Consider the following 23,190-nt stretch of genomic DNA (forward strand, 5'->3'; position numbering starts at 1 on the left):
TGAGTAAAGTCTTCCTTTACTGCGGTCAGATAACCGAGTTTCTTAGTAGATTCTTTTGATGAACAGCAAACAGTTACTCTCATGAGAGTAACTGTTAATCTCGGCATCCCCTTGGCGTTGTCAAATTAAAAGATGAGCCGAATCAGCACCGGAACTGAAATTACTTTGATAGCAAGGATTGCATTGCATCTTTCATATTCTGCTCTGACAACGCCCGTTTTTTAGTTGACAGTGTTGAGGGAATCTAATTGACTGTCTATGCTGCTTTTTCTTGAAGTTAGGATATTTAGCTCTACCTTCAAAGAAATTGAGCAAAGCACTAGAAAGATTGAAAGGGACTTGTTGTAGCACTTGCGATGGTGCTTCGGTTAGCCATTCCTATTCTTTCTTGAGAGAAGGCAGTAGCTTGATTATTTCATTTCTGCTGTTTGCTTGTAGGTTTCAGATGTTAAGTTTAGGGCGTAATTGTAAAACCATATTTTTAACCTTCAATGCTCTCTTTTTTGTCAAGTACATCTTATACCATTTTAGATGAGCTTACCCTAGCAACCTTAAGTGAACACTACTGTGCGATTAGCGTAAACCAAAACCCGATTTTGCAAGTGTAAACGTACCGCTCGCGCTAACACCACCCTTTCTAAATCCTTACCTTGACGAATTAAATCTCCTACGGTATCGCGATGGCTAACTCTGACCACATCCTGCTCGATAATTGGCCCCTGATCGAGATCGGCAGTGATATAATGGGCGGTAGCTCCAATAATTTTTACTCCTCGATCGTAGGCCCGTTGATAGGGATTAGCTCCCGCAAAAGCTGGTAAAAAAGAATGATGAATATTGATAATATTGGGGAAAAAGTTAATAAAATCTGGGGTGAGAACCTGCATATATTTCGCTAAAATCACTAAATCTATCCGGTATTCCCGCAGTAAATCTAATTGTCTGGCTTCCTGTTCAATTTTGGTTTCGGCGGTAATAGGAAGATGATAAAACTCAATACCAAATTGATTGGCAACTGATTGTAATTTTCGATGATTGCTAATAATTAAAGGAATTTCTGCCCTAATTTCTCCCGCCTGTTGTCGCCATAATAAATCGAGGAGACAATGATCCTGTTTTGTCACCCAAATAGCTAGACGCGGGACAGCATCGGAAAAATGTAGGGACCAACTAGCCTGCAAAGGTTTGGCAATAGCGGCGAAAGCTGGTTCGATCATCCCACGGGGTAAATTAAACCCCTCTAATTGCCATTCTATCCGCATCAGAAACAATCCCGCCGAAAAATCCGTGTGTTGGTCGGCGTGGATAATATTGCCGCCATTAGCGTAGATAAAATTAGCGATTTTCGCCACCAGACCAATCTGGTCGGGACAAGAAATTAACAAGGTTGCAGTGGCAGCAGTCATAAATTATCGGCGGCAAGAATTGACTTTTTCTATCCCTAATTTATTACAATTTTAGGCACTTCGTCCCTTTGATGCACAAAAAAGATCGTTTGTCAATAGCGATCGCCGATTAAATTTCTGGTTAAACTGATAGGCTCTTCCCTTGCTCAGAAGTGGCAAAATGCCGCTCGATTAGGGAGGGGACATCTTGGGGAGCTACCTGATTATAATGCTTTTTATCGGGCATAACCACCAGATTCGGGCCTTTTTTGCACTGTTTTAAACAGCCGGTTAATTTAATATTCACCGCTTCTCCCAGTCCTTTTTCCTCTAAACTACTCTCTAACCTTTGGCAGACTCTCGCACCGCCATTTTTCCAACAATCGGACTTCTGACAGATTAAGACGGTGGCTTTTTGCGCTTTTACTGGGGCCACTTCTGGGGTTTTTTCCCCGGATAAATGCTCAATCCCCAGTACCCTCAGTTTTAATTTTCCCTTCTTTGAACGAATACTACTTTCTCCCGTCACTTTTAGCCATGAGTGGAGAGCAATATTAAGAGGTATGTGGTCTCGCAGTGGTTTTTCTGGCTTAAACCAATATTCCCGTTTATCAACACTGATTCTCAGGTATTTTACCTTATATCCGTCCTTGAGGACAAAACCGAGGAATTGACCGACTACTTGAAAGGGAACCATGGTAGTTACAGATTTTGACATACTTTCTCACTTTTTACTCTCAGATTGCTAATTTTTCTCAAGGATTATGCTTGCCAACGGGTTTCTAGTCAAGCGATTAAACAGCCTCGGGAAGCCTCTATCTGTCGCAGGACAATCCACAGCTATAAAAGTTGAGCGGAGGCATCGATGCGAACCCGCAAAGGCTGATGGAGCCGGCATTGACATTCAATGTCTAGGGCCTGCAGCTGGTGGTAAACCTGCCAGCGATCCCAAGCACTAAGATGGAAGATTTTCTCACCTTCCGATGGCCATTTGTCTATACCCATGGGGCTTTTAATTGAGAACTATTAGCAATATAACTCTAGGCTGATGTTCTCAGTATAACCGACAACTGCAAATAATTGTCAATAACCCGAAGAAAAAAAAGTTACCCGGTAGCGGCGATCGGCTAAAATCTTGCTTGTCCGCTTTGCCGACAGGAATCCCTACCGCCTACAATTGTCAAAGAGATAAAAATGGAGATAACAAGAATTTATTAACGAAAATTATGGATAAAAAAGCTCAAAAAACCGATAATTCAGCAGTTCTCTATTTTGATGGTGGTTCTCGCGGCAATCCAGGGAGAGCAGCCGGTGCAGCGGTAATAGTTTTAGCCGAGGGTAATTCCTTGACTACGACTAGATATATGGAGAGAGCCACTAATAACGAAGCTGAATACACGGGATTGATTATTGGATTGGAAAAAGCCCAAGAATTAGGCTTAAAAAGCCTAGAAATTTGCGGAGATAGTCAATTAGTCATCAATCAAGTTAAGGGGGACTGGAAGGTAAAAAGCGATAGTTTACGTCCCTTTTATCAGCGTGCTTGTCAATTAGTTGCCCGATTCGATCGCATTAGCTGGTGCTGGATTGAACGAGCTAAAAATAGTGTCGCTGACGCTGCTGCTAATCAGTGTATGGATGCGGCGAAAAAATCGCCAGAAAAAGCGGAGGAAGGCGAAACTAATCTCGATATTCTGCTCCAATCCCTGAAACCAATCCTAAATACTGAAGAATTCGTTTTCTCTTCCCTCACAGCAACAGCACTAGAACAGCTACAATTAAACCCTATCTGTCAATTTCAGGAAGAGGAGGGCATAACGGTGATTATTCCCCGTCAGCAAGCCGATCGCAAGAATTTGCAGTACAAATATATTTATAGACAAATTACTCTTTCTGTGCATTCTAGTTTAGCGGCGGTGGGATTTTTAGCGGTAATTAGCGAGAAACTGGCCGAAGCAGCAATTAGCGTCAATGTCATTTCTGGTTATTATCACGATCATTTATTTATCCCTAGGGATAGGGTGACAGAAGCGATGGCTATTCTCGAAGAAATTAGCCGCTCATAACAGTTATCAGTTATCAGTTAGCAGTTATCAGTTATCAGTTATCAGTTATCAGTCATTAGCAGTCAGGAGTCATACTAAATCCGTTGAGTATAAGCTACATATCAGGACAGGCAAAAGGCAAAAGGCAAAAGGCAAAAGGCAAAAGGCAAAAGGCAGCTTTGTTCTCCCCACACCCCACACCCGTTCGGACTTCGGCGTGAGCTCAGTCGAACGCTGATCTCACGGCCGAAGCCCACACCCCACACCCCACTCTCCACTTCCCACTTCCCTTTAAACAGGATTTATTTTTATGGTTCTTCCGAACTTACACTGTAGAAAATTCCTCAAGCTCCCGCTCTGCCCAGCAATGCTCTAAAGTTGATAAATATCAATCTGACAAAAACTCAAAGCCTTATTATACAAGCTTTACAAGCATGAGTTGTTGATAGTTTTACATGACAGGTTCGGTAGAGCCATTTTTATTTATTCTCCCCACTCCCCAATTCATCATTCATCATTCATCATTCATCATTCATAATTTATCATTCTCTTGCTGCGAGCGGATGATATCGATGGTACTTTTCAGCACACTAGCGATGGGAACTGCTATCAATAAACCGAGAATTCCTGCCACTTTGCCCCCGATAAAAAGAGATAGAATAATCCAGACGGGATTAAGTCCGATCATACCTCCCATTAACCGAGGGGCGATGACATTATCATTAATTTGACCGACAATAATAGTCAGGGTCAAAACTTTTAACCCTAACCAAAAATCTTGAAACATCAGTAGGGTACTAATGCCAATAATGGTAAAGGCACTGGCAAAAGGAATTAATGTAGTTAGACCGATCGCCACCCCGAATAATAGGGCATAATCGACCTTGAGAATCACAAAAACAAAAATTTGAGCAAGGCTGAGAATTCCTGCTAAAATGGTTTGACCAGCAAAATAGGTTTCAAAAGTTTGACGAATAATCGTTCTTAATTTGAGATTCCAGGGAGCAGGAATCCAGCTTAAAATTCCCTCCCAAATTTGTTCGCCATAGAGAACCAGAAAGACGGTTAGAACTAGAACAAAGAGAATGTTTAGGATACTGTTGATAGTTCCCAGCACAAAGCTTAGTAATTGAGTGCTAAGAGTTTGTAAAACATTGGTTAGTCGTTCCGATAACTGGGTGATTGATTGCTCGATATAAATCGCATATTTCTGAGTTTTATCCCACTTTTCCAAATTTTGTATCTGTTCGGTTCCCGACTCGATCCACTGGGGCAAACTATTGATTAAACTGCTTAATTGTTCGACAATCTGGGGAATTAAAATTAAACCTAAAACAATTAAAATTAATAGGGCAATTAAAAAGACAATAGCGATCGAACCACTGCGATTAACCCCGCGTCTTTGCAGCAGTTTGATGGGAACATCTAAGACAAAAGCTAGTAAACTAGCAGTGACAAAAATACTGACTAAGGGTTCTAGATAGCTAAATAATTGGAATAATAACCAACCATTGAGAAATAAGAGCGGAAAAACTAGACTTAGCCGCAACCAACGAGGTAGTTGCTTAAAAAGCTCTATCATTAATTTTGTCCTGAGAGAGTATCGATGTATGTAAAAAGAGACTTTTCTAACCAGAAATCCTCTTTCAATCTACCATCTCCTCGCCACTTTTTTGGTTCCAGTAACCCTGAAACTCTTATCCTAACTGTATGGAGCTAAGCGGATTCGAACCGCTGACCCCCTCAATGCCATTGAGGTGCTCTACCAACTGAGCTATAACCCCTTGAAGACCATTTTTGAATATAGCTTAAATAGAATCATTTTGTCAAGGGGGGACGAGAAAAAAATTTGTCCCTCACAATGCGATCGCTGATAAGACAATGGTAAAACAATCGCCCCCATTTAGACAGGAGCCGGAATTTGGGTTAAATAGGTTAAACAGTGACCCATGAGGAAATAAACTACTAACATAGCCGCTGCCGCTGCTGCCACCAAGGTTCCCGCCAGCATCAAGGAAAACTCTTGCTTGTCGAACGCTTGCTGCATCAGATGCAATGACCAAGCCACAAGACCGAGGTCAAAGATGAGAATCGGAACTAACATATTTTAAATTTTGTTAACTTTCCTCTATTCTAATACATAATTTTCCCTGGGGATAATCGGAGGGAAGTTAAAAACAGGGATTTTTTGCCGGTTTCTCGATCACGGCTGTCAGCCGTCGGCCATTGACTTTCAGTAATAGCTGTAAACCTTGCTCTTCTTGGGTTTCAGTCCGAAGAAATTGGCAGTAACTAATAGCATTAACCGACTCAATCACTAGATTAAGTTCTGCAAATCTGGCTCTCATTTTCCCTAGCTAACGCACGGGTACTTGTTGATTTTGCAGATAATTTTTGACCTCAGCGATGGTTAATTGACCATAATGGAGTAAAGAAGCCAATAAAGCCGCTTCTGCCCGCCCTTCCGTCAATGCTTCGTAAATATGCTGACAATTACCCGCTCCTCCCGAAGCAATCACAGGAATCTCCACCCTTTCAGCGATCGCTTTTGTCAAGGCCAGATCGTAACCCGCTTGCGTGCCGTCGGCATCCATACTGGTAACTAACAACTCACCCGCCCCGCGTTTTTCCACTTCTTGGGCCCATAATAAAGCATCAATACCCGTATTTTCGCGTCCACCCCGAACATAAACCTCCCAACCGGGGTTATGCACATCCTTACGTCGTCTAGCATCGATCGCCACCACAATACACTGTTTACCAAAGCGATCGCTGGCTCGATCAAGCAATTGCGGATCTCGCACGGCAGCCGAGTTAATGCTGACTTTATCGGCCCCGGCTCTTAACAAATTTTTAATATTTTCTAAGGATTGGATACCACCCCCCACGGTCAGAGGAATAAAAACCTGTTCCGCCGTGCGATAGACTACATCAATAATCGTGTCGCGATCTTCATGGGTAGCAGTAATATCAAGAAAAACCAACTCATCAGCCCCTGCCTGATTATACAAGCGGGCCAACTCCACGGGGTCGCCAGCATCCTGAAGATTGACAAAATTAACCCCTTTCACTACCCGACCTTTATTGACATCCAAACAAGGCAAAATCCGCTTCGCTAACATATCCTAGACTCTTGATTGTAACAATGGCCATCAAACGATCGCATAATTCCCCCCCGGCTGCCCAGGAAAATCTGCTCACTGCCAATCCCACTATAGAAGAAACGGAAAAAGCAGAAGCGCAGATCCGTCCGCAATCCCTAGAGGATTATATCGGTCAACAGGACTTAAAGGCTAATCTAAAAGTCACCATCGCCGCGGCCAAAGCTAGACAAGAAGCGATCGATCATTTGCTCTTCTACGGGCCGCCGGGATTAGGAAAAACCACCATGGCTTTAATTTTAGCGGCCGAGATGGGAGTAAATTGCCGCATTACCGCCGCTCCCGCTTTAGAGCGTCCCCGGGATATTACCGGCATCCTGATCAATCTTAAACCCCGGGATATTCTTTTTATCGACGAAATTCATCGACTGAATCGGGTGACGGAGGAGTTATTATACCCGGCGATGGAGGATTATCGACTGGATGTGACGATTGGCAAGGGTCAAGCGGCGAAAATTCGCAGTATTTCTTTACCTCCCTTTACTTTAATCGGTGCTACTACCAAAGTTGGCTCTTTAACTTCGCCTTTGCGCGATCGTTTTGGCATGATTCAACGTCTGCGCTTCTATACAGTGGAGGAATTGACCACAATTCTTCTCAGAAGTGCCACTATTTTTAATATTCCCATGACTGAAGCAGGTGCGATCGAAATTGCCCGTCGCAGTCGGGGAACTCCACGCATTGCCAATCGTTTATTAAAACGGGTACGCGACTATGTGCAGGTGAAGGGAGAAACTATGATTACCCCCCAGTTAGCCGCTGAGGGATTAAATCAATTAAATGTGGATTCTATGGGTTTAGATTGGACTGATCGATTAGTATTAAAGACGATGATCGAACAGTTTCAAGGCAGACCCGTGGGATTGGAAGCGGTAGCGGCAGCCACGGGGGAAGATGCCAAGACAATCGAGGAGGTCTATGAGCCTTATTTATTACAAATAGGTTATCTTAATCGTACTGCCCGGGGTCGCGTGGTGACGGCCGCCGCCTACGAACATTTAGGATTACTGGCGAAATTGCCGAAAAATAAGGATCAGAGTTTGCCTTTGTTTGAGTTGTAGTTTTCTAGATATTACAGCGTTTCTCCGATAGATGAGCTAAGTTTTTGCGTCTGAAATCCTTACTTCGGCAAGGTTTAATCTATACTTCACCTTTACGAGAAAGGCTGTAGGAATAATCCGGTCGCTTCTGTCCCTTCTCAATTAACACTTCTTGTTGCGCTGACTAAATTACAGCGTTTTAGCTCATTTGTGTCTTTAAATACTGCCTTGACTGCGTGAAATCACACCAGTCTTTATACAAAGGCTGTATCATAATCAGAGTGAATGACATTGTTGTGATTGCTTTCCGCTTCTAATCTAGATGTATTGGGATTTGTCAAAGCTAATTGCAATAGTGATCCTTTACAGCCAATGGTTCTTTAAGTCTGTTAGCACGCTATGTCTGTTCTAAATAAAGAAAATCTTAAGCTGGAAACTCTTAGCCTGTTTCAAAAATACCAAAAAACAGGCGAGAATAAGTTACGGGATCGGATTATGGAGTTGAACCTAGGATTAGTCAGAAGGGAAGCTCATCATTGGGTCAATCAATGCCATGAAACTTACGAAGATTTAGTGCAGGTTGGCTGTATGGGGTTAATTCGGGCGATCAATCGTTTTGACAGCAGCAAAGGTCATGCTTTTAGTTCTTTCGCTATTCCCTATATTCGCGGCGAAATTCAACACTATTTACGCGATAAAGGTTACACGGTTCGGATTCCTCGCCGTTGGTTGGATTTAGGCAGACAAGCGACAAATGTGCGTCGGGATTTCCAAACTGTCCACAACCGTCAACCCAATGATACGGAAATCTCCCTCGCTTTAAATATTTCCCTCGAAGAATGGCAAGAGGTAAAACTGGCTTTCCAAAATCGTGAACCTCTTAGTCTTGATGTGACGGTTAATGATGAGGATAATAATACTTGTTTAAAAGACCTCGTTCCCGATCCCCGTTATCGCAGCTTTCAACTTTGTCAAGAGGATTGCATTCGTTTACAACAGGCACTGGCTCAATTAGAAGACAAAACCCGTCATATTCTCGAATTTGTCTTCCTTAAGGATCTTACTCAACGGGAAACCGCCGAACAATTAGGCATTAGTGTTGTCACCGTCTCCCGTCGGGTGAAAAAGGGTTTAGAAATGCTCAAGGAAACTATGGTCCAGGAAGCGTTTTAGCAAAATTATCTTGGCTCCAATAGCAGGTAATTTAAAACCGCAGCTAAATATTCATACTGCTCGATCGAATTATAGTAGTGAGCAGAAATCCTCACAATTAATGAGGCTTCTCCCCAAGAAATTATCGGCACTTCAATCTGATATTTTTCCCACAGTTGTCTGGATAAATCTTCTGCTGTCCAAGCATAACTAGGAATTAGAATTGAAGACATTGATCCGATCATTGATTCTGGACAAGGATAATTGACCTGCAAGGCATGACAAAGTAAATTTCTGGCTTTTAAAACCAAATTATGATTCCTCGCCATCAAACCTAGTAAACCATCAATAGAGAGAGAATTTAAAAACTCGATTGCTTTTGGCACTGATAAATAAGCGGTGGGATCATCGGTTCCCATCCAAGCAAATTCTAACTGAAAACGGGAGCGATCTTGTCGAGGAGAATTAGCCCCATGGCTAATAGTTAAAGGTCGAATTATTGCCTGTTTATCCCCGCGCACATAGAGAAAAGCGGCTCCCTTGGGACTACATAACCACTTATGACAATTAGCAGTATAATAGGTGGGATTAATTGCCCCGATATTAAGGGGTAAAAAACCTAAAGCATGAGCGCCATCGATGAGAGTATCAATACCCAGATTATTTAATTCTTGCACAATTTCTGCGATTGGCCAAATTAAGGCCGTGGGACTGGTGACATGATCTAAAACTACTAATTTTGTCCGGGGAGAAACAGATGCTAAAATTGCTTGACTAATTTCTAAAGGAGACTGCACAGGGAAGGGAATTTTAGCGATAATTACCTTTAAACCCCATCTTTTAGCTATATGTTTAACTGCATTAGCACAAGCATTATAAGTCTGATCGGTGATCAAAATTTCCTCATTTTCCTGAAAAGTGAGAGAATTTAACACCGCATTCACTGCTGTGGTTGCATTGGGAACAAAGACTAAATCATCGCTATTTACTCCCACTAAATCCGCTAATTTTTGCCTAGCAATATCTAATAAACCCTCTAATTCTCTCCCCAAAAATGCTAAAGGTTGTCTTTCCATTCGTTCCCGCAATTGTTGCTGATAATCCAAGACTATTCTAGGGGTTGCACCATAGGAACCATGGTTGAGAAAATAAATATTATCGGGAATTAACCAAGAGTTTTTAGACATATTGAATTAATTTGATTTTATTCAAAACTAGAAAAAATAGCTGAAAAATTGCCTATTATATTCAGCTTCTAACTACCTAGTATATTAACGATGGATAATTTCAGGGACAAAAGTTTCTCCATCTATGAGAGGATGATTTTCTGGAGATTGATATTTTCCCGTTTTCACTTTCTGTTGGATTAGATGCTCTTGTGGTGGGGGAAGATGTAGGTTCATAGGTATTAGGACTATCTACTGAGAAAATCAACTTTATCTTAATTTTAAGCTAAAGATCGACAAAAAAAGCTCTCCTGGAAAAAGGAGAGAGGAGAGAACGAGTTAGAAAAAATTATTAATGTAACCATCCCTTCAGACGACGCGCGACTTGAGGACGACGTAATTTTCGCATCGCTTTAGTTTGAATTTGACGTACTCGTTCGCGAGATAAATTGAACATTCCTCCCACTTCCTCTAGGGTATAGGGTTGACTGGTAGCTAAACCATAACGGAGGGAGATAACATCTTTTTCCCGTTCCGTGAGAACATCACTTAAAACTGCGAAAATTTCTTGACGCATCATCATCTCATTCATTTTATCTTCGGGAAGTTGTAGATCATCATCTTCCAACAGATCCACTAATTCCGTATCTTCTCCTTTCCCCACACGATGATTTAAAGAGAGAGATTGACGACGCAATTGTAATAATTGCCGCAATTGTTCGGGAGTCATTTCTAACGCTTCCGCGAGTTCCCGTTCATTGGGATTGCGCTGTAAATCTTGCTTGAGAATGCGCTGCGCTTTTTTGAGTTTATTGAGTTTTTCGACAATGTGAATCGGTAAACGAATCGTGCGCGCATCGTTAGCAATGGTGCGGGTGATTGCTTGTCGAATCCACCAATAAGCATAGGTAGAGAATTTATAACCTTTATTGGGATCAAATTTTTCCGCCGCACGGTTGAGTCCGATCGCACCTTCTTGAATTAAATCTAAGAAAGGAACCCCGCGATTTAAATAGCGTTTAGCGATGGAAACCACCAAGCGCAAATTAGAACGAATCATTTTCCGTTTAGCTGTTCTTCCCCGATAAAGACGGTTTTCCAGTTGACGTTCATTATCTAATTGTAAAGCGATCGCCCATTCCGTTTTCGTCGGGGGACGATGTAAATTTTCTTGCAGTTTTTGGCGCACTTCTTCCGCTTCCATCAGAAACTTAACCGAGTAGGCTAATTCAATTTCTTCTTCCCCATTAAGCAGGGGATAACGGGCCATTTCTTTAAAAAATGCCCCAACAGTATCTTCATTGCTGCCTTTACCGTATCCTGTGCCACTACCTGCACGAGTGGTTTTTAGGGTTTCCGGTAAAGGTTCAGTCAGATCTTCGTCAGTTCTTTCAGCAAAATCCACGCTGTCCAGTTCTAAAGGATTTGTCTCAAGGGCAATGATTTGATTAAAATTATCATCGGCGGCTAGTTTAGAGATTTTCATAAGCAGTTATGGATGGAGTGGGATTATAATAGCGGGGAGAAACTGAGTTTTTCCCAATGGGCTGATTGTTACATTGAATTTTCGGGGAGCAGATTTTTTAAACGTTTTCTTAATTAATGGCGGCCATTTCTGGGATATAATTGCGCGATTCTGTGTCGATGGTTACAAATCGCCGAACCAGACAATAAGATTTTCTGGTGAATGGGAGGAGCTTTTTGTGTTTCTACTCATACACTCTAACTAAGGTTTTTGGTATTTGACTAGGTAAAGATTACGCTTCTTAACAATCAAGATAGTGGTCAGCTTTTTATTACTATTTTTCGCTTTTTTTATTGAGAACTATTCTCAAGTTTTGACTAACTATGCTTCGATTTAATAGCTAATAGCCAATAATTATCATTTGGGAAGACTTTACGCGCTAAAAATCAAAATTTGTGGGCAAAAAAGCCATATTTAAAGTTTTTTTAGACAAAATTAGCTAGTTTTATTCCCCCTCAAGCTTTAAACTATAATTTAAACACCCCATTCTCCCCAACCCCCAACCCCTAACTGATAACTGATAACTGATAACCATGCTCGATTGCCATGCTACTCTAACTGTAGCGGAACCTCCCACACCTTACCAATTAACCACAACTGGGCAACCGTGGTTAGAGGTTTTGGTTGATCGCCCTTATCCCAGAGATAGTCAAGAGGATCAGCAAATATTAACCTATAGTATCCCCCGGGATTTAACGGTAGAAATTGGCGATATTTTAAGCGTTCCCTTTGGTTCTCAGGTAATTGGGGGAATTGCTCTTAGATTTCTCGAAAATTTGCCCGCAGGACTAGAAGAAAATCAAATTCGTCCCGTGGAAGATGTCATTGCTAAGGGTTTTTTTCCCGATAATTATTGGCAGTTATTGACTAAAATCGCCCAATACTACGCAACAGATTTAATCACCGTTGTTCGCGTCGCTTTACCTACGGGTTTACTGCGAAGTTCCCAACGTCGCATCAGATTAAAACCAGAAGCGATTCCCCCTGGTGCGGAAGTTTTTTGCACTCCCCTCTCCCGTCAGATTTTATCCCTGCTAAAAAATCAAAAAGAAGGCGATTATTCGGCGAAATACCTGCAAGAAAAAGTAAAAAATGCTAATTACGGTATCCGAGACTTAGTTAAGCGCGGTTGGGTAGAAAGTTATCTAGAAGCGCCCAAAAGTCCCAATATTAAACAAAAAAAAGCCATTACCCTGCTAATAACCGACTTTCCTGCTGATTTAACCGAAAATCAACGCAAAATTGTCGAAATCTTACGCCACCAGGGAGGAGAAATGTGGCTGCCAGAATTGGCACAACTCGCGGGGACAAAGCATTTTAAACCACTAATTGACAAGGGTTATGTGGTGATTGAGGACCGGGAATTTCTGCGCTTATCCTCGGCGATTATGAGCAGGGATCAACCAAAAACACTCACTTCTAGTCAAAAACAAGCCCTAGAAGCTATTCAAACCCTGAAAGGTGGTGAAAGCCTCCTCTTACACGGAGTTACAGGATCGGGTAAAACAGAAGTTTATCTACAGGCGATCGCACCTGTCCTAGCAGCGGGTAAATCTGCCTTGGTTTTAGTCCCCGAAATTGGATTAACACCGCAACTAACCGATCGCTTCGTGGCCCGTTTTGGCGATCGAGTCTATGTTTATCATAGCGCCCTCTCCCAAGGAGAAAGATACGATACTTGGCGACAGATGTTGACAGGAACCCCACAAGTTATTATCGGGACGAGATCGGCGATTTTTGCCCCTTTACCCCATCTAGGCATGATTATCCTCGATGAAGAACACGATAGCAGCTTTAAACAAAGTCAGTTACTCCCCACCTATCACGCGCGTACCGTGGCTAAATGGCGCGCTCAATTAAACCATTGTCGCGTAATTTTAGGTTCGGCCACGCCATCCCTAGAAACATGGCTAGAATCCCAAGCTAATCCCAGTCTTTACCTATCTTTGCCCGATCGCATCCAAAATCGCCCCTTACCGCGGGTGGAAATCGTCGATATGCGAAGGGAATTGCAACGAGGCAATCGTTCTCTTTTTAGTCAATCCCTGCGTTCATCTCTGGAAACCCTGCGCGACAAGGGAGAACAGGCAATTTTATTCGTCAGTCGCCGGGGTCATAGTACCTTTGTATCTTGCCGAAGTTGCGGTTATGTGCTGGATTGTCCCCACTGTGATGTCTCTCTCTCCTACCACCACACCGAACCGGGAGCGCAAGAATTACTCCGCTGTCACTACTGCAACTATGGTCGCATTCATCCGAAACAATGTCCTGAATGTGGTTCTCCCTATCTAAAATTTTTCGGTACTGGCACTCAGCGAGTCACCCAAGAATTAACCAAAGAATTTCCTGATTTGCGCTGCTTGCGTTTTGATAGTGATACCACCCGCAACAAAAATGCTCCCCGGGAACTATTAAAACTATTTACTGATGGTGAATACGATGTCCTAGTTGGAACCCAAATGCTCACCAAAGGATTAGATATCGAGCGAGTTACTTTAGTGGGAATTATGGCTGCCGATGGTTTACTTTATCACTCCGATTATCGCGCCTCCGAACGCGCTTTTCAAACCCTCACCCAAGTAGCAGGGAGAGCAGGAAGGGGAGAAAGAGAAGGAAAGGTAATTATCCAAACCTATACCCCTGAACATCCCGTGATTAGAGCAGTGCAAACCCACGATTATGAGGGTTTTGTCGAGACGGAATTAATGCAGAGAGAGGGTTTAAATTATCCTCCCTATGGCAGTTTAGTATTAATTCGCTTTAGTGGTTTAGATGGGGAAGCAGTGCAGAAAAGTGCCGAAAATGTCGCAGAGGAATGTGTTAATAATTTCGGTCCCGATTGGGATATTTTGGGACCTGCACCTGCAACAATTATGCGCGTGGCTAACCGTTATCGCTGGCAAATTCTGTTAAAATTATCGGGAGAAAAGGCTGATATCGGTCGTCTTTTTCTTCCTCTGAAAAGCTTAGTTTTACCCAAGGTAAGTATGGCGATCGATGTGGACCCCTTGACGATAGAATAATCAGGGATGGATAATGCGCTCGCAACGCGCTCGCTACGCGAGATCGCCATTGTTCACGAGTGCAACCAGTTATCTAAATCCGTCAAAGTGTTAAAGTCTAATAAAGCGAGTCCTAAGTCTTCTAAGCGCTCTACAGGAAGATTACGGATGGTTTCTTCTAGATTCTGGGGTATTTCTCCGAAACGTCGCTGAAGTTGACGGAGGACTAACTTTGCTTCTCCTCTTTGTTCACCTTGCTGAACCGCTTGTTCTCTATCCTGTTGGTAAAGTGGAGCTAAACGCATAATAAACTCCCTATCCTCCTGTGTTTTTTTCGATAATGCTTCTAGATTTCTACTCAAATTATACAATAAGTTTAAGGAAGCCGATTTTAGGGGATTATTCGGCGATAATCTCTCTAATTCATCGATAGCTCTCTCTCTTGTTCCTCCTCTACCCAATAATCTTAGCCATAATGTCTCTGGGATTGCGGGTAACTGATGAATGACGACAATAGCTGTACCTAAACCCTCTGGGAGAAAATAAACTCCTTCTCCCCAATTGGGTTGTAATTGAGCCGTAAACAGGGATAAAATGCGCTCACTAGCTGTAGGGGTGAGAATCCATAACGTAGGTATCTCCTCCTCTGATATTCTCTGTTTATTTCTCTTTGCTTCTCTCTGGAAGATTTCACGGATAGCAAAGCGCTTGGATAGACAATCATTGATACCATCAAGGGTAATCCCATTGCGATAGGGTTCCAATAAACAGGGATTTTGGCATAATTTGCCTAATAATCCTAACTGAGAGGGAATTTTAGAGATATTAGGGCTAAAATACACATCAATTTCTTTAATTTCTGAGGTGACTTCTTTGCTGACAACTACTGTACCGTAGGGAGAAAGAAGGGTTTCTAGGAAGTCTTTGCTAAATTTATCCCAAATAAAGCGAGTCATTTCAGTTATCAGTTACCAGTTATCAGTTATCAGTGACTACCACCTAAACTCGGTAGCTTGAAAAAGGTTAATTACCTCAGTTGCTGATTTTAGCCTCTAGATTAATCATCGAGAATTGAGCAAGCGATCGCATTTATGATCTGATTCTAATTTATTGAGGGTCAGTAATAATAGTGATAATTGACATTTCTTAAGATTTTATCTCCGACTACTGATAATTAACATTAACATCGACAAAAAAACTTTCTAAAATATGCTTAGATAAAGGTAAATATTGACATTTGCTGTTAAATTAGTCAGCTTATTGCGCCAAAAAGGAAACAAAAGGGGGTATAGTAGATAGGGCCGCTTTTAATTTGGCTGCTGCTAGTCCCTCTGGTTGATTGAGTTTAGCCAGAATTTGGTTTAATAATTCTAAGATTTGTGCAGAAGCAAGTTCCGGGGGTGGTTCTGTGGTAATTACTGTCAATTCTGTGACAATTTCTGCTACCATTACCTCCGCGTCAGGAAAAGATGCTTCTTGACTGTCGCTGGCGATTAAATCCCATTTTTCTCGTTCAAAATCCCGAATTTTTCGGCGTAAATCTTCGATCTGCTGCTTGATCCTAACTTCTTCTTCCGGTCCGATTATAACTAAAGTGTTTCGCTTTCCCGCTAATTGTTGTTTTAAGCGTTGAATATTGTGTTCGAGGTTTTGTAATTCGTCAGTAGCCATGGGAAAATAAGCTTAAATTAGCCAATTAATTCAATTATGATCTATCCATCTAGAAATGTCATTCCTTTGGCTGTCCCCCACTCCCCAACACCCAACCCCCTCACGGATCACAGAAAAAGCCTAGCTCAATCTGGAAATTTTGATTATGATTATTAAGTAATTGACCTGTATTTGTGATATAGATTCAAAGGAGAGAAACGGTGTCCACAGAAGTCATCGAAAAGCGTTCCACAGCGACAATCCGTAAACCAGCACCGCGTTATCGCGTTTTACTCCACAATGACGACTTTAACTCGATGGAGTATGTGGTTCAGAGTTTAATGCAAACGATCGCCGGTATGACGCAACCCCAAGCAGTCGATATCATGATGGAAGCGCACACGAATGGTACAGCCTTGGTGATTACCTGCATCCAAGAACACGCGGAATTTTACTGTGAAACCTTGAAAAATAAAGGTTTAACCAGCAGCATCGAACCCGATGAATAAAAGATTACGGGTAATTGCCACTTACCCAGTCCCCCTGCGACTGGGGGTTTTTATTTTGCTCTTACTTTTTCTCTGGTTGCCGATCGCACTTCCCCTCTATCACTTTTTTGCCACTAATGCTAATCTGGTCTCAATTTTGACCCTTTCTGTTCTCTATCTGGAATTTTTGGGGTTATCCCATTGGTGGGGACGGACAATTTATGGCGATGAGGGATTAGCTGGTTATGGGTTGATTTGGCGAAGAAAAACGCCGATCGAGTTAATTAACGGCTTGGCGATCGGTTTATTTTTCACTTTCTCGCTTTTTCTGTCCCAAGCTTTCCTAGGTTGGTTAAATTTCTTACCCGCAAATCCCCCAATCAGCAAAATCATCCTAGAGGGGTTTTTAGTCGCTTTAGCGGTGGGTTTCGCCGAAGAATTATTATTTCGGGGCTGGTTACTGGGAGAATTAGAAAAGGATTATCGTCCCGCTATCGCTCTAGTGATTAGTGCCTTAATTTTCGCTTTTGCTCACTTTATTAAACCTTTAGCCGAAATTATCCGCACTTTTCCCCAATTTCCTGCCTTAGTCTTGCTAGGATTAATTCTCGGTTGGGCAAAACGCGCCTGTGGTGGTAGTTTGGGTAAAAGTATCGGTCTGCACGCAGGTTTAATCTGGGCATACTATATATTAAATGTGGGTCAGTTAATTAAATACACTGGTACTGTTCCCGATTGGTTAACTGGAATCGATAAAAATCCTTTAGCGGGAGTAATGGGTTTACTTTTCCTGACAATTCTCGCTATCTGGATCAGAAAAAAAGCAGTTTTGAGTGAACGATAGGGGATTAAATCAATTACTATAAAGGGGAAATTGCCCATCATAGCTATACCCCATGAATCGATTATTATCTTTTCTAGAATATCGCCCGCGTTTGCGTAATATCCTATCTTTTTGTTTCTCTCTTATCGTCATGCTGTTGATCGGTGTAGGCAAAGTCACAGCACAAGATTTAAATAATTCTACTGTGGATTTAGTTGCTAATATTTGGATGTTAACAGCCGGCTCTTTAGTATTCTTTATGAATGCGGGTTTTGCCCTGCTGGAAACGGGTTTTTGTCGTACTAATAACGCCACTAATGTCTTAGCTAAAAACCTAATTGTCTTCTGTATTTCTGCCTTGGCTTATTGGATGTTTGGTTTCGGCTTAATGTTTGGCAATACATCTGCACTAAAGAATAGTTTCTCTGGTGGTACAGGATTTTTCTTGGAAATTTTAACCCCCAATAATCAATACAGTCAATTCCAAGAGGTGTGGAAAGGTCGTTCAATTGCCACTTTATTTTTCTTTCAATTAACTTTTGCGGGAACTGCGGCGACCATTGTATCGGGAGCAGTGGCAGAAAGGGTTAAATTTTGGGCATTTTTGCTATTTAGTTTCTTTTTAGTCGCTTTTTCTTATTCTCTTACTGGACATTGGATTTGGTCATCGGAAGGGTGGTTATATAACTTATTTAAGTTTCGAGATTTTGCCGGTTCAACGGTGGTGCATTCGGTGGGAGGAATGGCCGGATTAGTGGGTGCTTGGTTACTAAAACCGAGAGATGGACGCTTTGGTTATAATCGCAAAACCGATCGTTATGAAGCAAAAGAAAGGGGAAATTTTGCCCCCCATCAGTTAGGTTTTGCCACTCTTGGTTGTTTCATTCTTTGGTTAGGATGGTTTGGTTTTAATGGTGGTTCGGCGGTAAATTTGAATGATGTCCCCATGACAATTACTACCACGATGATTGCCGCTGCCACTGGGGGATTTTTGGCATTAATTTTTAATCCTTTAATTGGCCACAAAGCCAGTTTATCCACAATTATTAACGGCATTTTAGGCGGGTTAGTGGGGATCACGGCATCCTCAGGTTATGTTAATATCAAATCAGCTATTATCATCGGTGGTATTAGTGGCATTATTGTCTTATTGGGGGAAGAATTTTTAATTAAAACTAGAGTAATTGATGATCCAGTGGGAGCAATTCCAGTACATCTTTTTTGTGGTTTTTGGGGAACAATAGCAGTGGGTTTATTTAGTAGCAAAGATGCGTGGGAATTCTCCCTGGGACTAACACAGGATAGTCCTATATCTCAAGTCACTTTTCAATTTTTTGGATGGATTGTAGTCATGGCATTTACTTTTATTTTTAGTTTAATTCTCTGGCTAATGATTGGCAATCTACTCTATTATATGCAAATAATTGTTTTACGTCAAAAAAAACCACAGCTTAATTCCTCTCCTGTTGTCGGGAGTCAACCCTTCAATATTCCTGACATATTCTCCCTATTTTGGTCACGGGGAAGGGAAGGAATCCGGGTATCATTATCCGAGGAATTAAATGGTAGTGATGGGGTGTTTAGTGATTGAAAAATTGATGTTTATTTAATAAGTTTTTGGCAATCTGGATTATCTTGCAAAGCTCGATCGATATCCGATTTCCAAGCTCTGTCATTATACCAACGTTTTGCCCAATATTGAGCGTCTTTAAAGTTATGGGAAGTTGGGGGGATTTTGCACAAAATTTCAAAACCACCTTCTCTACCCGGCACATTAGCCACAAAATTATCGGCAGCTAGTCCTATTGCTTGCTGAATTAACATTAATTCATTTAATTGAGTCCCACACTTGTCAGAAAACTGATTACCTTGTTTCCTTTCCAATTCTTGCAGTTGTTGAATATTCTTTTCTAAGCTAATCTCAAAATCTCGTTGATCACAAATTTCTGGAGGTGGTGCCATCACATTAGGAGCATTTTCAGGAGTTTTTAATGACCAAAAAGTAAATCCAAGAAAGGCTAATAGTGCCAAGAAAGATAATATTTTAGTTAAATCAGCAGGAGAATTTTCCGCATTAACTAATTTTTCCAATTCTTTTTTGACCCATTGAAAATTGAATACCTCTTGATAAATTCGATTAGTAACTTCTAGATAGTCACCATTTTTAATCACTAATTCTGCTTGCTGAAGTGCCAATTTTTCGGGTTTATTATCAGCCAAGACTCTCCCCTGCAAAATATCCTGATAGGTTTCTAATCTTGACCTAACATTTGCATCAGGATTTAAGAGAATGTTTTGTATTTTTTGAAGATGGACTGCCGCTTTATTTTGTGACCAATTTTCTACAATATGTTTCTGAATTAATTGTTCAATTTTTGGTTTTTCTTGTCCTTCCCGTAACTCATTTTTATTGTCGATTAGCAAACGAATAACTATTTTGGTTAACTCCAAGTTACCCCCTGTCCAAGCTAGAGTTTCCTCAATTAAAGTTGCTCGTTGGTTTTCCTCAAATTCGGGCGTTAATTTTTCTTCAGCCAGTTGATATGCTTCCCTTTGACTTGCTATCTGTGCTTTTCGCCTGCCTGGGATTTGACTTAACTCTAAAGAAGGCTTTTCCGACTCATTAATGTCCTGATTTTGACTCCAAGTTAAAGCTTCTTCTAAATCTTGATCAGGAAGAAGTTCCGGGGTACTAGCTACCAATTCCGCTTCTGGGTTAATCAGGATTTGTGGTAATTTGGCGGCGGCTAATAATTGCAATTCCTGACTGAGGGTGATTTCTTCCCCGCGACCCCATTCTAATAAATCACTAGCTTGTTTTAATTCCCTAATAATAACCGGAGCGAGAGTACGATAGGAATGTTTGGGGTTAGCCAGGGCCGATTGGGCATTTTTAACTAAATATTGCCATTGTTGCTGTTCTGAAGCCAATTGAGACAGAGATAACATTAATTTTTGTAATTGCTGACGGGAAGCACTGGTTTCTTCCTGTTTGAACAGTTGTAACATCTGTTTGAGGATATCTCTAACGCTGATGGAGATAGAAGAAGCCGCCGCAATAGCTGGGGTAGATTTTCCCCGGCCGAGAAGATAGTTAAGATGGGCCTGTAATTCGGCAAAAGTCGCTTCACCGTTTTTAACGATCGCATCAGCTTCCTCGGCTTGCAAACCCAAGGGCTCCTGCAGCTTATCGATCAATATCTGAAGCAGATCATAACTCTTGAGGAACAAAGACTCTAATTTTTGATCCACTTCTAGGGGATTTTCTTTCAGTATTTTGAAAGCATCCTCAAGACGGTGAGCAGTTTTTTGGATACTGCTATAGCCTAACATGGCCGCCCCTGCCTTGACGGAATGGGCGGCACGAAACATCTCGTTCATCTGTTCAGTGTTGTTCACTAGATTGCCTAAGTCTAAAATCCCCTGTTCCAAAGTTTCCAGGTGTTCTTTTGCTTCTTCGATGAAATACCCGAGAATTTTCTGATCGTTAGCGGAGTCCAAGGTCTTATCCCCTTTATCACGATGCTGTCTAGTCCTAGATTGCCCAGTTTTTCAGTAAATATATCAGGGACTCTTCAATCATTATAAATACATTAACAACTGCCTGCGAGCATCTCACGGAAAAATTAATACGATCTAGGGTTCGGGGGTTAAGCTTTTTGTAATTTAAATTACTTTTTGAGACAAGGTAAGCGGCATTCATGCAAAAATCAACAGTAAAGGGATTGGAGGAGATTCGGCTAATCTAAGAATAATTGGTTTAAATGCGTCTTCGCTTATAACCCCCCAAAAGCTTGGATTAATTGATAAAACCGAAAGTAAAGCCCAATTTTAGCCATTATCCCAGGAATTAAATTGTAGTGATTGGGTCTGTAGCCTACTGACAATTACTGCTGTCTCCAGTCTATTAATAAGATATTAGAGTTGTCCAAGGAATTTTAAATATCCATTATCGGGCCTTTAGACACGAAACTGCTAAAGAATAGAACCAAACTATATTATTCTATCAGTCCTCAATTTAATTGAAACAGCTATACTTACTATTCCCGATCGATTAACTGGAATTGATAAAAATCCTTGAGGGGGAGTGATGGGTTAACTTTTCCTGACAATTCTCACCCTCTGGACCAGAAAAAAAGTAACCGATGTAAAACCTAGCAGTTAGACTGTCTTCTCTCCCTGACAGGTGTTTTCAGTGGGTTTTTTCGCCCATAAGTAGGGTTGGCTGAATAAATCTAAAAACCTTGTTAGATAAGACTTTTAGACTTTTTTGAAATCCAAAAGTGCCGGATCTGGGAGTGATCGGGGGTAAAATCCCTGGACTTTTTCCCTGAAAATTGGCTAATTGACCACCTGAAAATCGGTAAAACCCTACACCCCACACCCTGCCCCCACGAAAAACTTTTTGCCGCAAACCCTAAGTATTAAGGGGTATGCTGCCGATATTTGCGATGATTGACAATTTTCTAGCGATCGAGCCTTTCCACTAGCGAAATTCGAGTTTATCATAAAAAGAAATCCTCTCTCAGGTAAGAGCGGTAGTATGGCTTACTCGACACAGCAGTTAATTGAAATCCTCGAGCGAGAAATGCACGCCACTTGCAAAGGGGAACGTCTGTTACTCTCTCCGGCGGAGCGCATTGATAATCCGGTGATTGCCAAGGCGATCAATCTAGAAAAGGTGGGCAAAGTCTTCGCCTATCAAGATTTTCGCCGCCAAATTCACGATTATCAACAAAAATATCAGGTTTCGGGCATTATCTGGCGTGTTTGTCAATGGGGCGATCGCACTCTTCGTTATCCCGAAATTCATAATCAATTAGTTGCCGTGGCAGGTGACAAGGAAATTCTCATGGCTGCCAAAGCCTCGGTTTTAGATTTTTGGAACAGTATCACCCCTAATATGAATTTTTGGTGGGCGCTTAACTCCCGTCGTCCCATTTCTGCCGATTCTCTAGCCGAATTAGTTGCCCAGTCCGAATGGGCGGAATTAGATGTGGCACGCACGGAATTATATCTCGGCCTCTGTTGGGGTAATCCTTTAGAACACCAGTATCAATGGGCGCAACCCTTTTCCGGTTGTCATCGCATTATCGCCGCCGTCGATGAACCTAGTTCGATTAAGGTGTGAGGGCGATTGATGTCTTGGGAATTATGAATTATGAATTATGAATTATGAATTATAGCGTTTCCCAATCTCATGAGGTACACCAAAATCTTAACTCCTGAATCCCGACTCCTGAATCCTGAATCCTGAATCCCGAATCCTGACTCCTGACTCCTGACTCCTGACTCCTCAAAACCTAAGACTCTGTACCTCACAACTATGGGAATTGCTATATAAATTGGGGTGTGGGGATAATAAATAAAAGCTGCCTTCTGCCTTCTGCCTCCTATTGTAAAGTTTTGTTAATTTTTCTGGGATTAGGGCGTTTTGTAAAAATAGATACAGAATTGTATGTTATATATATTAGTGGGTGATTAAAAAAGTTCAAAGTGCGATTTGCAGCTCGGAGGGAATGATTATGTCTACAGAACAACAAGCTCGTGCCTTAATGATGCGTCACCACCACGCCGTCAAAAATCGTCAACAATCGATGTTAGACAGAAGTGCTTCTGAAATCGGTATTGACAATGACAATAGTTGCGGAGAAACCGTTCAACGTCGCTTCTCGTCCGACTTTTCTTCACAAACCTATGATCGCTCTGGTGCTACTCTGAGTTAGGCTCTTAGATTTCGCTAAAGTATCAGC

Annotated in this window: 22 protein-coding genes, 1 tRNA gene and 1 pseudogene; 9 read left to right on the forward strand and 15 right to left on the reverse strand. The window is 41.7% G+C overall.

Annotated features, from left to right (window positions below):
• Positions 1–216 precede the first annotated feature (216 nt).
• The 4 genes and pseudogenes from N0824_RS21275 to N0824_RS20930 form a co-directional block, all read right to left on the reverse strand.
• Positions 217–476: pseudogene (locus tag N0824_RS21275) on the reverse strand (RNA-guided endonuclease TnpB family protein); the annotation flags it as partial.
• 75 nt (positions 477–551) lie between these two features.
• Positions 552–1,406, reverse strand: coding sequence for a formyltetrahydrofolate deformylase (gene purU, locus N0824_RS06995; RefSeq protein ID WP_108936235.1), 855 nt, complete (start codon positions 1,404–1,406; stop codon positions 552–554).
• A 121-nt stretch (positions 1,407–1,527) separates the two neighbouring features.
• Positions 1,528–2,103 (reverse strand): (2Fe-2S) ferredoxin domain-containing protein, encoded by a 576-nt coding sequence (locus N0824_RS07000; protein WP_108936236.1) that lies wholly within the window; start codon positions 2,101–2,103, stop codon positions 1,528–1,530.
• Positions 2,104–2,225: 122 nt separating this feature from the next.
• Positions 2,226–2,390, reverse strand: a complete 165-nt coding sequence (locus N0824_RS20930) for an Asr1405/Asl0597 family protein (RefSeq protein ID WP_199224891.1) — start codon at positions 2,388–2,390, stop codon at positions 2,226–2,228.
• A 221-nt stretch (positions 2,391–2,611) separates the two neighbouring features.
• Here N0824_RS20930 and N0824_RS07005 point away from each other — a divergent pair, with 221 nt between their 5' ends.
• Positions 2,612–3,451 (forward strand): ACT domain-containing protein, encoded by an 840-nt coding sequence (locus tag N0824_RS07005; protein ID WP_108936333.1) that lies wholly within the window; start codon positions 2,612–2,614, stop codon positions 3,449–3,451.
• Between the two features lie 511 nt (positions 3,452–3,962).
• On the opposite strand, the gene N0824_RS07010 is transcribed toward N0824_RS07005, so the two are convergent.
• The 5 genes from N0824_RS07010 to hisF all read right to left on the reverse strand — a co-directional run bounded on the left by N0824_RS07010 (position 3,963) and on the right by hisF (position 6,552).
• Complete coding sequence (locus tag N0824_RS07010; protein WP_108936237.1) at positions 3,963–5,012, reverse strand: AI-2E family transporter; 1,050 nt, start codon at positions 5,010–5,012, stop codon at positions 3,963–3,965.
• Between the two features lie 129 nt (positions 5,013–5,141).
• Positions 5,142–5,214, reverse strand: a tRNA-Ala gene (locus N0824_RS07015).
• A gap of 119 nt (positions 5,215–5,333) precedes the next feature.
• Positions 5,334–5,534, reverse strand: coding sequence for a hypothetical protein (locus N0824_RS07020; RefSeq protein WP_002796074.1), 201 nt, complete (start codon positions 5,532–5,534; stop codon positions 5,334–5,336).
• A gap of 67 nt (positions 5,535–5,601) precedes the next feature.
• Positions 5,602–5,778: a hypothetical protein gene (locus N0824_RS20935; RefSeq protein WP_199224892.1), complete on the reverse strand. Its 177-nt coding sequence runs from the start codon at positions 5,776–5,778 to the stop codon at positions 5,602–5,604.
• Between the two features lie 9 nt (positions 5,779–5,787).
• A complete protein-coding gene (gene hisF, locus N0824_RS07025; protein ID WP_108936238.1) occupies positions 5,788–6,552 on the reverse strand; it encodes an imidazole glycerol phosphate synthase subunit HisF in 765 nt (254 codons plus the stop codon).
• Between the two features lie 23 nt (positions 6,553–6,575).
• Here hisF and ruvB point away from each other — a divergent pair, with 23 nt between their 5' ends.
• Positions 6,576–7,652, forward strand: a complete 1,077-nt coding sequence (gene ruvB / locus N0824_RS07030; protein ID WP_108936239.1) for a Holliday junction branch migration DNA helicase RuvB — start codon at positions 6,576–6,578, stop codon at positions 7,650–7,652.
• A 378-nt stretch (positions 7,653–8,030) separates the two neighbouring features.
• Positions 8,031–8,804, forward strand: a complete 774-nt coding sequence (locus N0824_RS07035; RefSeq protein ID WP_108936240.1) for an RNA polymerase sigma factor SigF — start codon at positions 8,031–8,033, stop codon at positions 8,802–8,804.
• A gap of 5 nt (positions 8,805–8,809) precedes the next feature.
• Here N0824_RS07035 and N0824_RS07040 read toward each other — a convergent pair whose 3' ends face one another.
• The 3 genes from N0824_RS07040 to N0824_RS07045 form a co-directional block, all read right to left on the reverse strand.
• Positions 8,810–9,970: an aminotransferase class V-fold PLP-dependent enzyme gene (locus tag N0824_RS07040; protein WP_108936241.1), complete on the reverse strand. Its 1,161-nt coding sequence runs from the start codon at positions 9,968–9,970 to the stop codon at positions 8,810–8,812.
• A gap of 84 nt (positions 9,971–10,054) precedes the next feature.
• Positions 10,055–10,186, reverse strand: a complete 132-nt coding sequence (locus N0824_RS21565; RefSeq protein WP_255420517.1) for a hypothetical protein — start codon at positions 10,184–10,186, stop codon at positions 10,055–10,057.
• 115 nt (positions 10,187–10,301) lie between these two features.
• Positions 10,302–11,435, reverse strand: a complete 1,134-nt coding sequence (locus N0824_RS07045) for an RNA polymerase sigma factor, RpoD/SigA family (RefSeq protein WP_108936242.1) — start codon at positions 11,433–11,435, stop codon at positions 10,302–10,304.
• A 572-nt stretch (positions 11,436–12,007) separates the two neighbouring features.
• Between N0824_RS07045 and priA the strand changes: the two genes are divergently transcribed.
• Positions 12,008–14,497: a primosomal protein N' gene (gene priA / locus N0824_RS07050; RefSeq protein WP_108936243.1), complete on the forward strand. Its 2,490-nt coding sequence runs from the start codon at positions 12,008–12,010 to the stop codon at positions 14,495–14,497.
• 53 nt (positions 14,498–14,550) lie between these two features.
• Here priA and N0824_RS07055 read toward each other — a convergent pair whose 3' ends face one another.
• Both N0824_RS07055 and N0824_RS07060 read right to left on the reverse strand, forming a co-directional pair.
• Entirely contained in the window at positions 14,551–15,432 is an 882-nt protein-coding gene (locus N0824_RS07055; RefSeq protein ID WP_108936244.1) for a DUF4351 domain-containing protein, read from the reverse strand.
• 301 nt (positions 15,433–15,733) lie between these two features.
• On the reverse strand, positions 15,734–16,147 hold the full coding sequence (locus N0824_RS07060) for a hypothetical protein (protein WP_108936245.1): 414 nt from the start codon (positions 16,145–16,147) through the stop codon (positions 15,734–15,736).
• Between the two features lie 200 nt (positions 16,148–16,347).
• Between N0824_RS07060 and clpS the strand changes: the two genes are divergently transcribed.
• Genes clpS through N0824_RS07075 form a run of 3 tightly spaced genes read left to right on the forward strand, consistent with a single transcriptional unit; the run spans position 16,348 to position 19,028 of the window.
• Positions 16,348–16,635 (forward strand): ATP-dependent Clp protease adapter ClpS, encoded by a 288-nt coding sequence (gene clpS, locus N0824_RS07065; protein WP_002738526.1) that lies wholly within the window; start codon positions 16,348–16,350, stop codon positions 16,633–16,635.
• On the forward strand, positions 16,628–17,458 hold the full coding sequence (locus N0824_RS07070; protein WP_108936246.1) for a CPBP family intramembrane glutamic endopeptidase: 831 nt from the start codon (positions 16,628–16,630) through the stop codon (positions 17,456–17,458). The genes clpS and N0824_RS07070 overlap by 8 nt, the downstream gene beginning before the upstream one ends.
• A gap of 52 nt (positions 17,459–17,510) precedes the next feature.
• The gene (locus N0824_RS07075; RefSeq protein ID WP_108936247.1) at positions 17,511–19,028 is read left to right on the forward strand and encodes an ammonium transporter; all 1,518 of its coding nucleotides are present in this window, start codon (positions 17,511–17,513) and stop codon (positions 19,026–19,028) included.
• Positions 19,029–19,039: 11 nt separating this feature from the next.
• Here the strand turns inward: N0824_RS07075 and N0824_RS07080 are convergent, their stop codons facing one another.
• On the reverse strand, positions 19,040–20,938 hold the full coding sequence (locus N0824_RS07080; protein ID WP_108936248.1) for an Hpt domain-containing protein: 1,899 nt from the start codon (positions 20,936–20,938) through the stop codon (positions 19,040–19,042).
• Between the two features lie 1,042 nt (positions 20,939–21,980).
• Between N0824_RS07080 and N0824_RS07090 the strand changes: the two genes are divergently transcribed.
• Both N0824_RS07090 and N0824_RS07095 read left to right on the forward strand, forming a co-directional pair.
• Positions 21,981–22,568, forward strand: coding sequence for a hypothetical protein (locus N0824_RS07090; protein ID WP_108936250.1), 588 nt, complete (start codon positions 21,981–21,983; stop codon positions 22,566–22,568).
• A gap of 394 nt (positions 22,569–22,962) precedes the next feature.
• On the forward strand, positions 22,963–23,163 hold the full coding sequence (locus N0824_RS07095) for a hypothetical protein (protein WP_108936334.1): 201 nt from the start codon (positions 22,963–22,965) through the stop codon (positions 23,161–23,163).
• The last annotated feature ends 27 nt before the right edge of the window (positions 23,164–23,190 follow it).

It is taken from the genome of Microcystis sp. 0824 (assembly GCF_003112475.1).
Classification (GTDB): Bacteria; Cyanobacteriota; Cyanobacteriia; order Cyanobacteriales; family Microcystaceae; genus Microcystis; species Microcystis aeruginosa_C.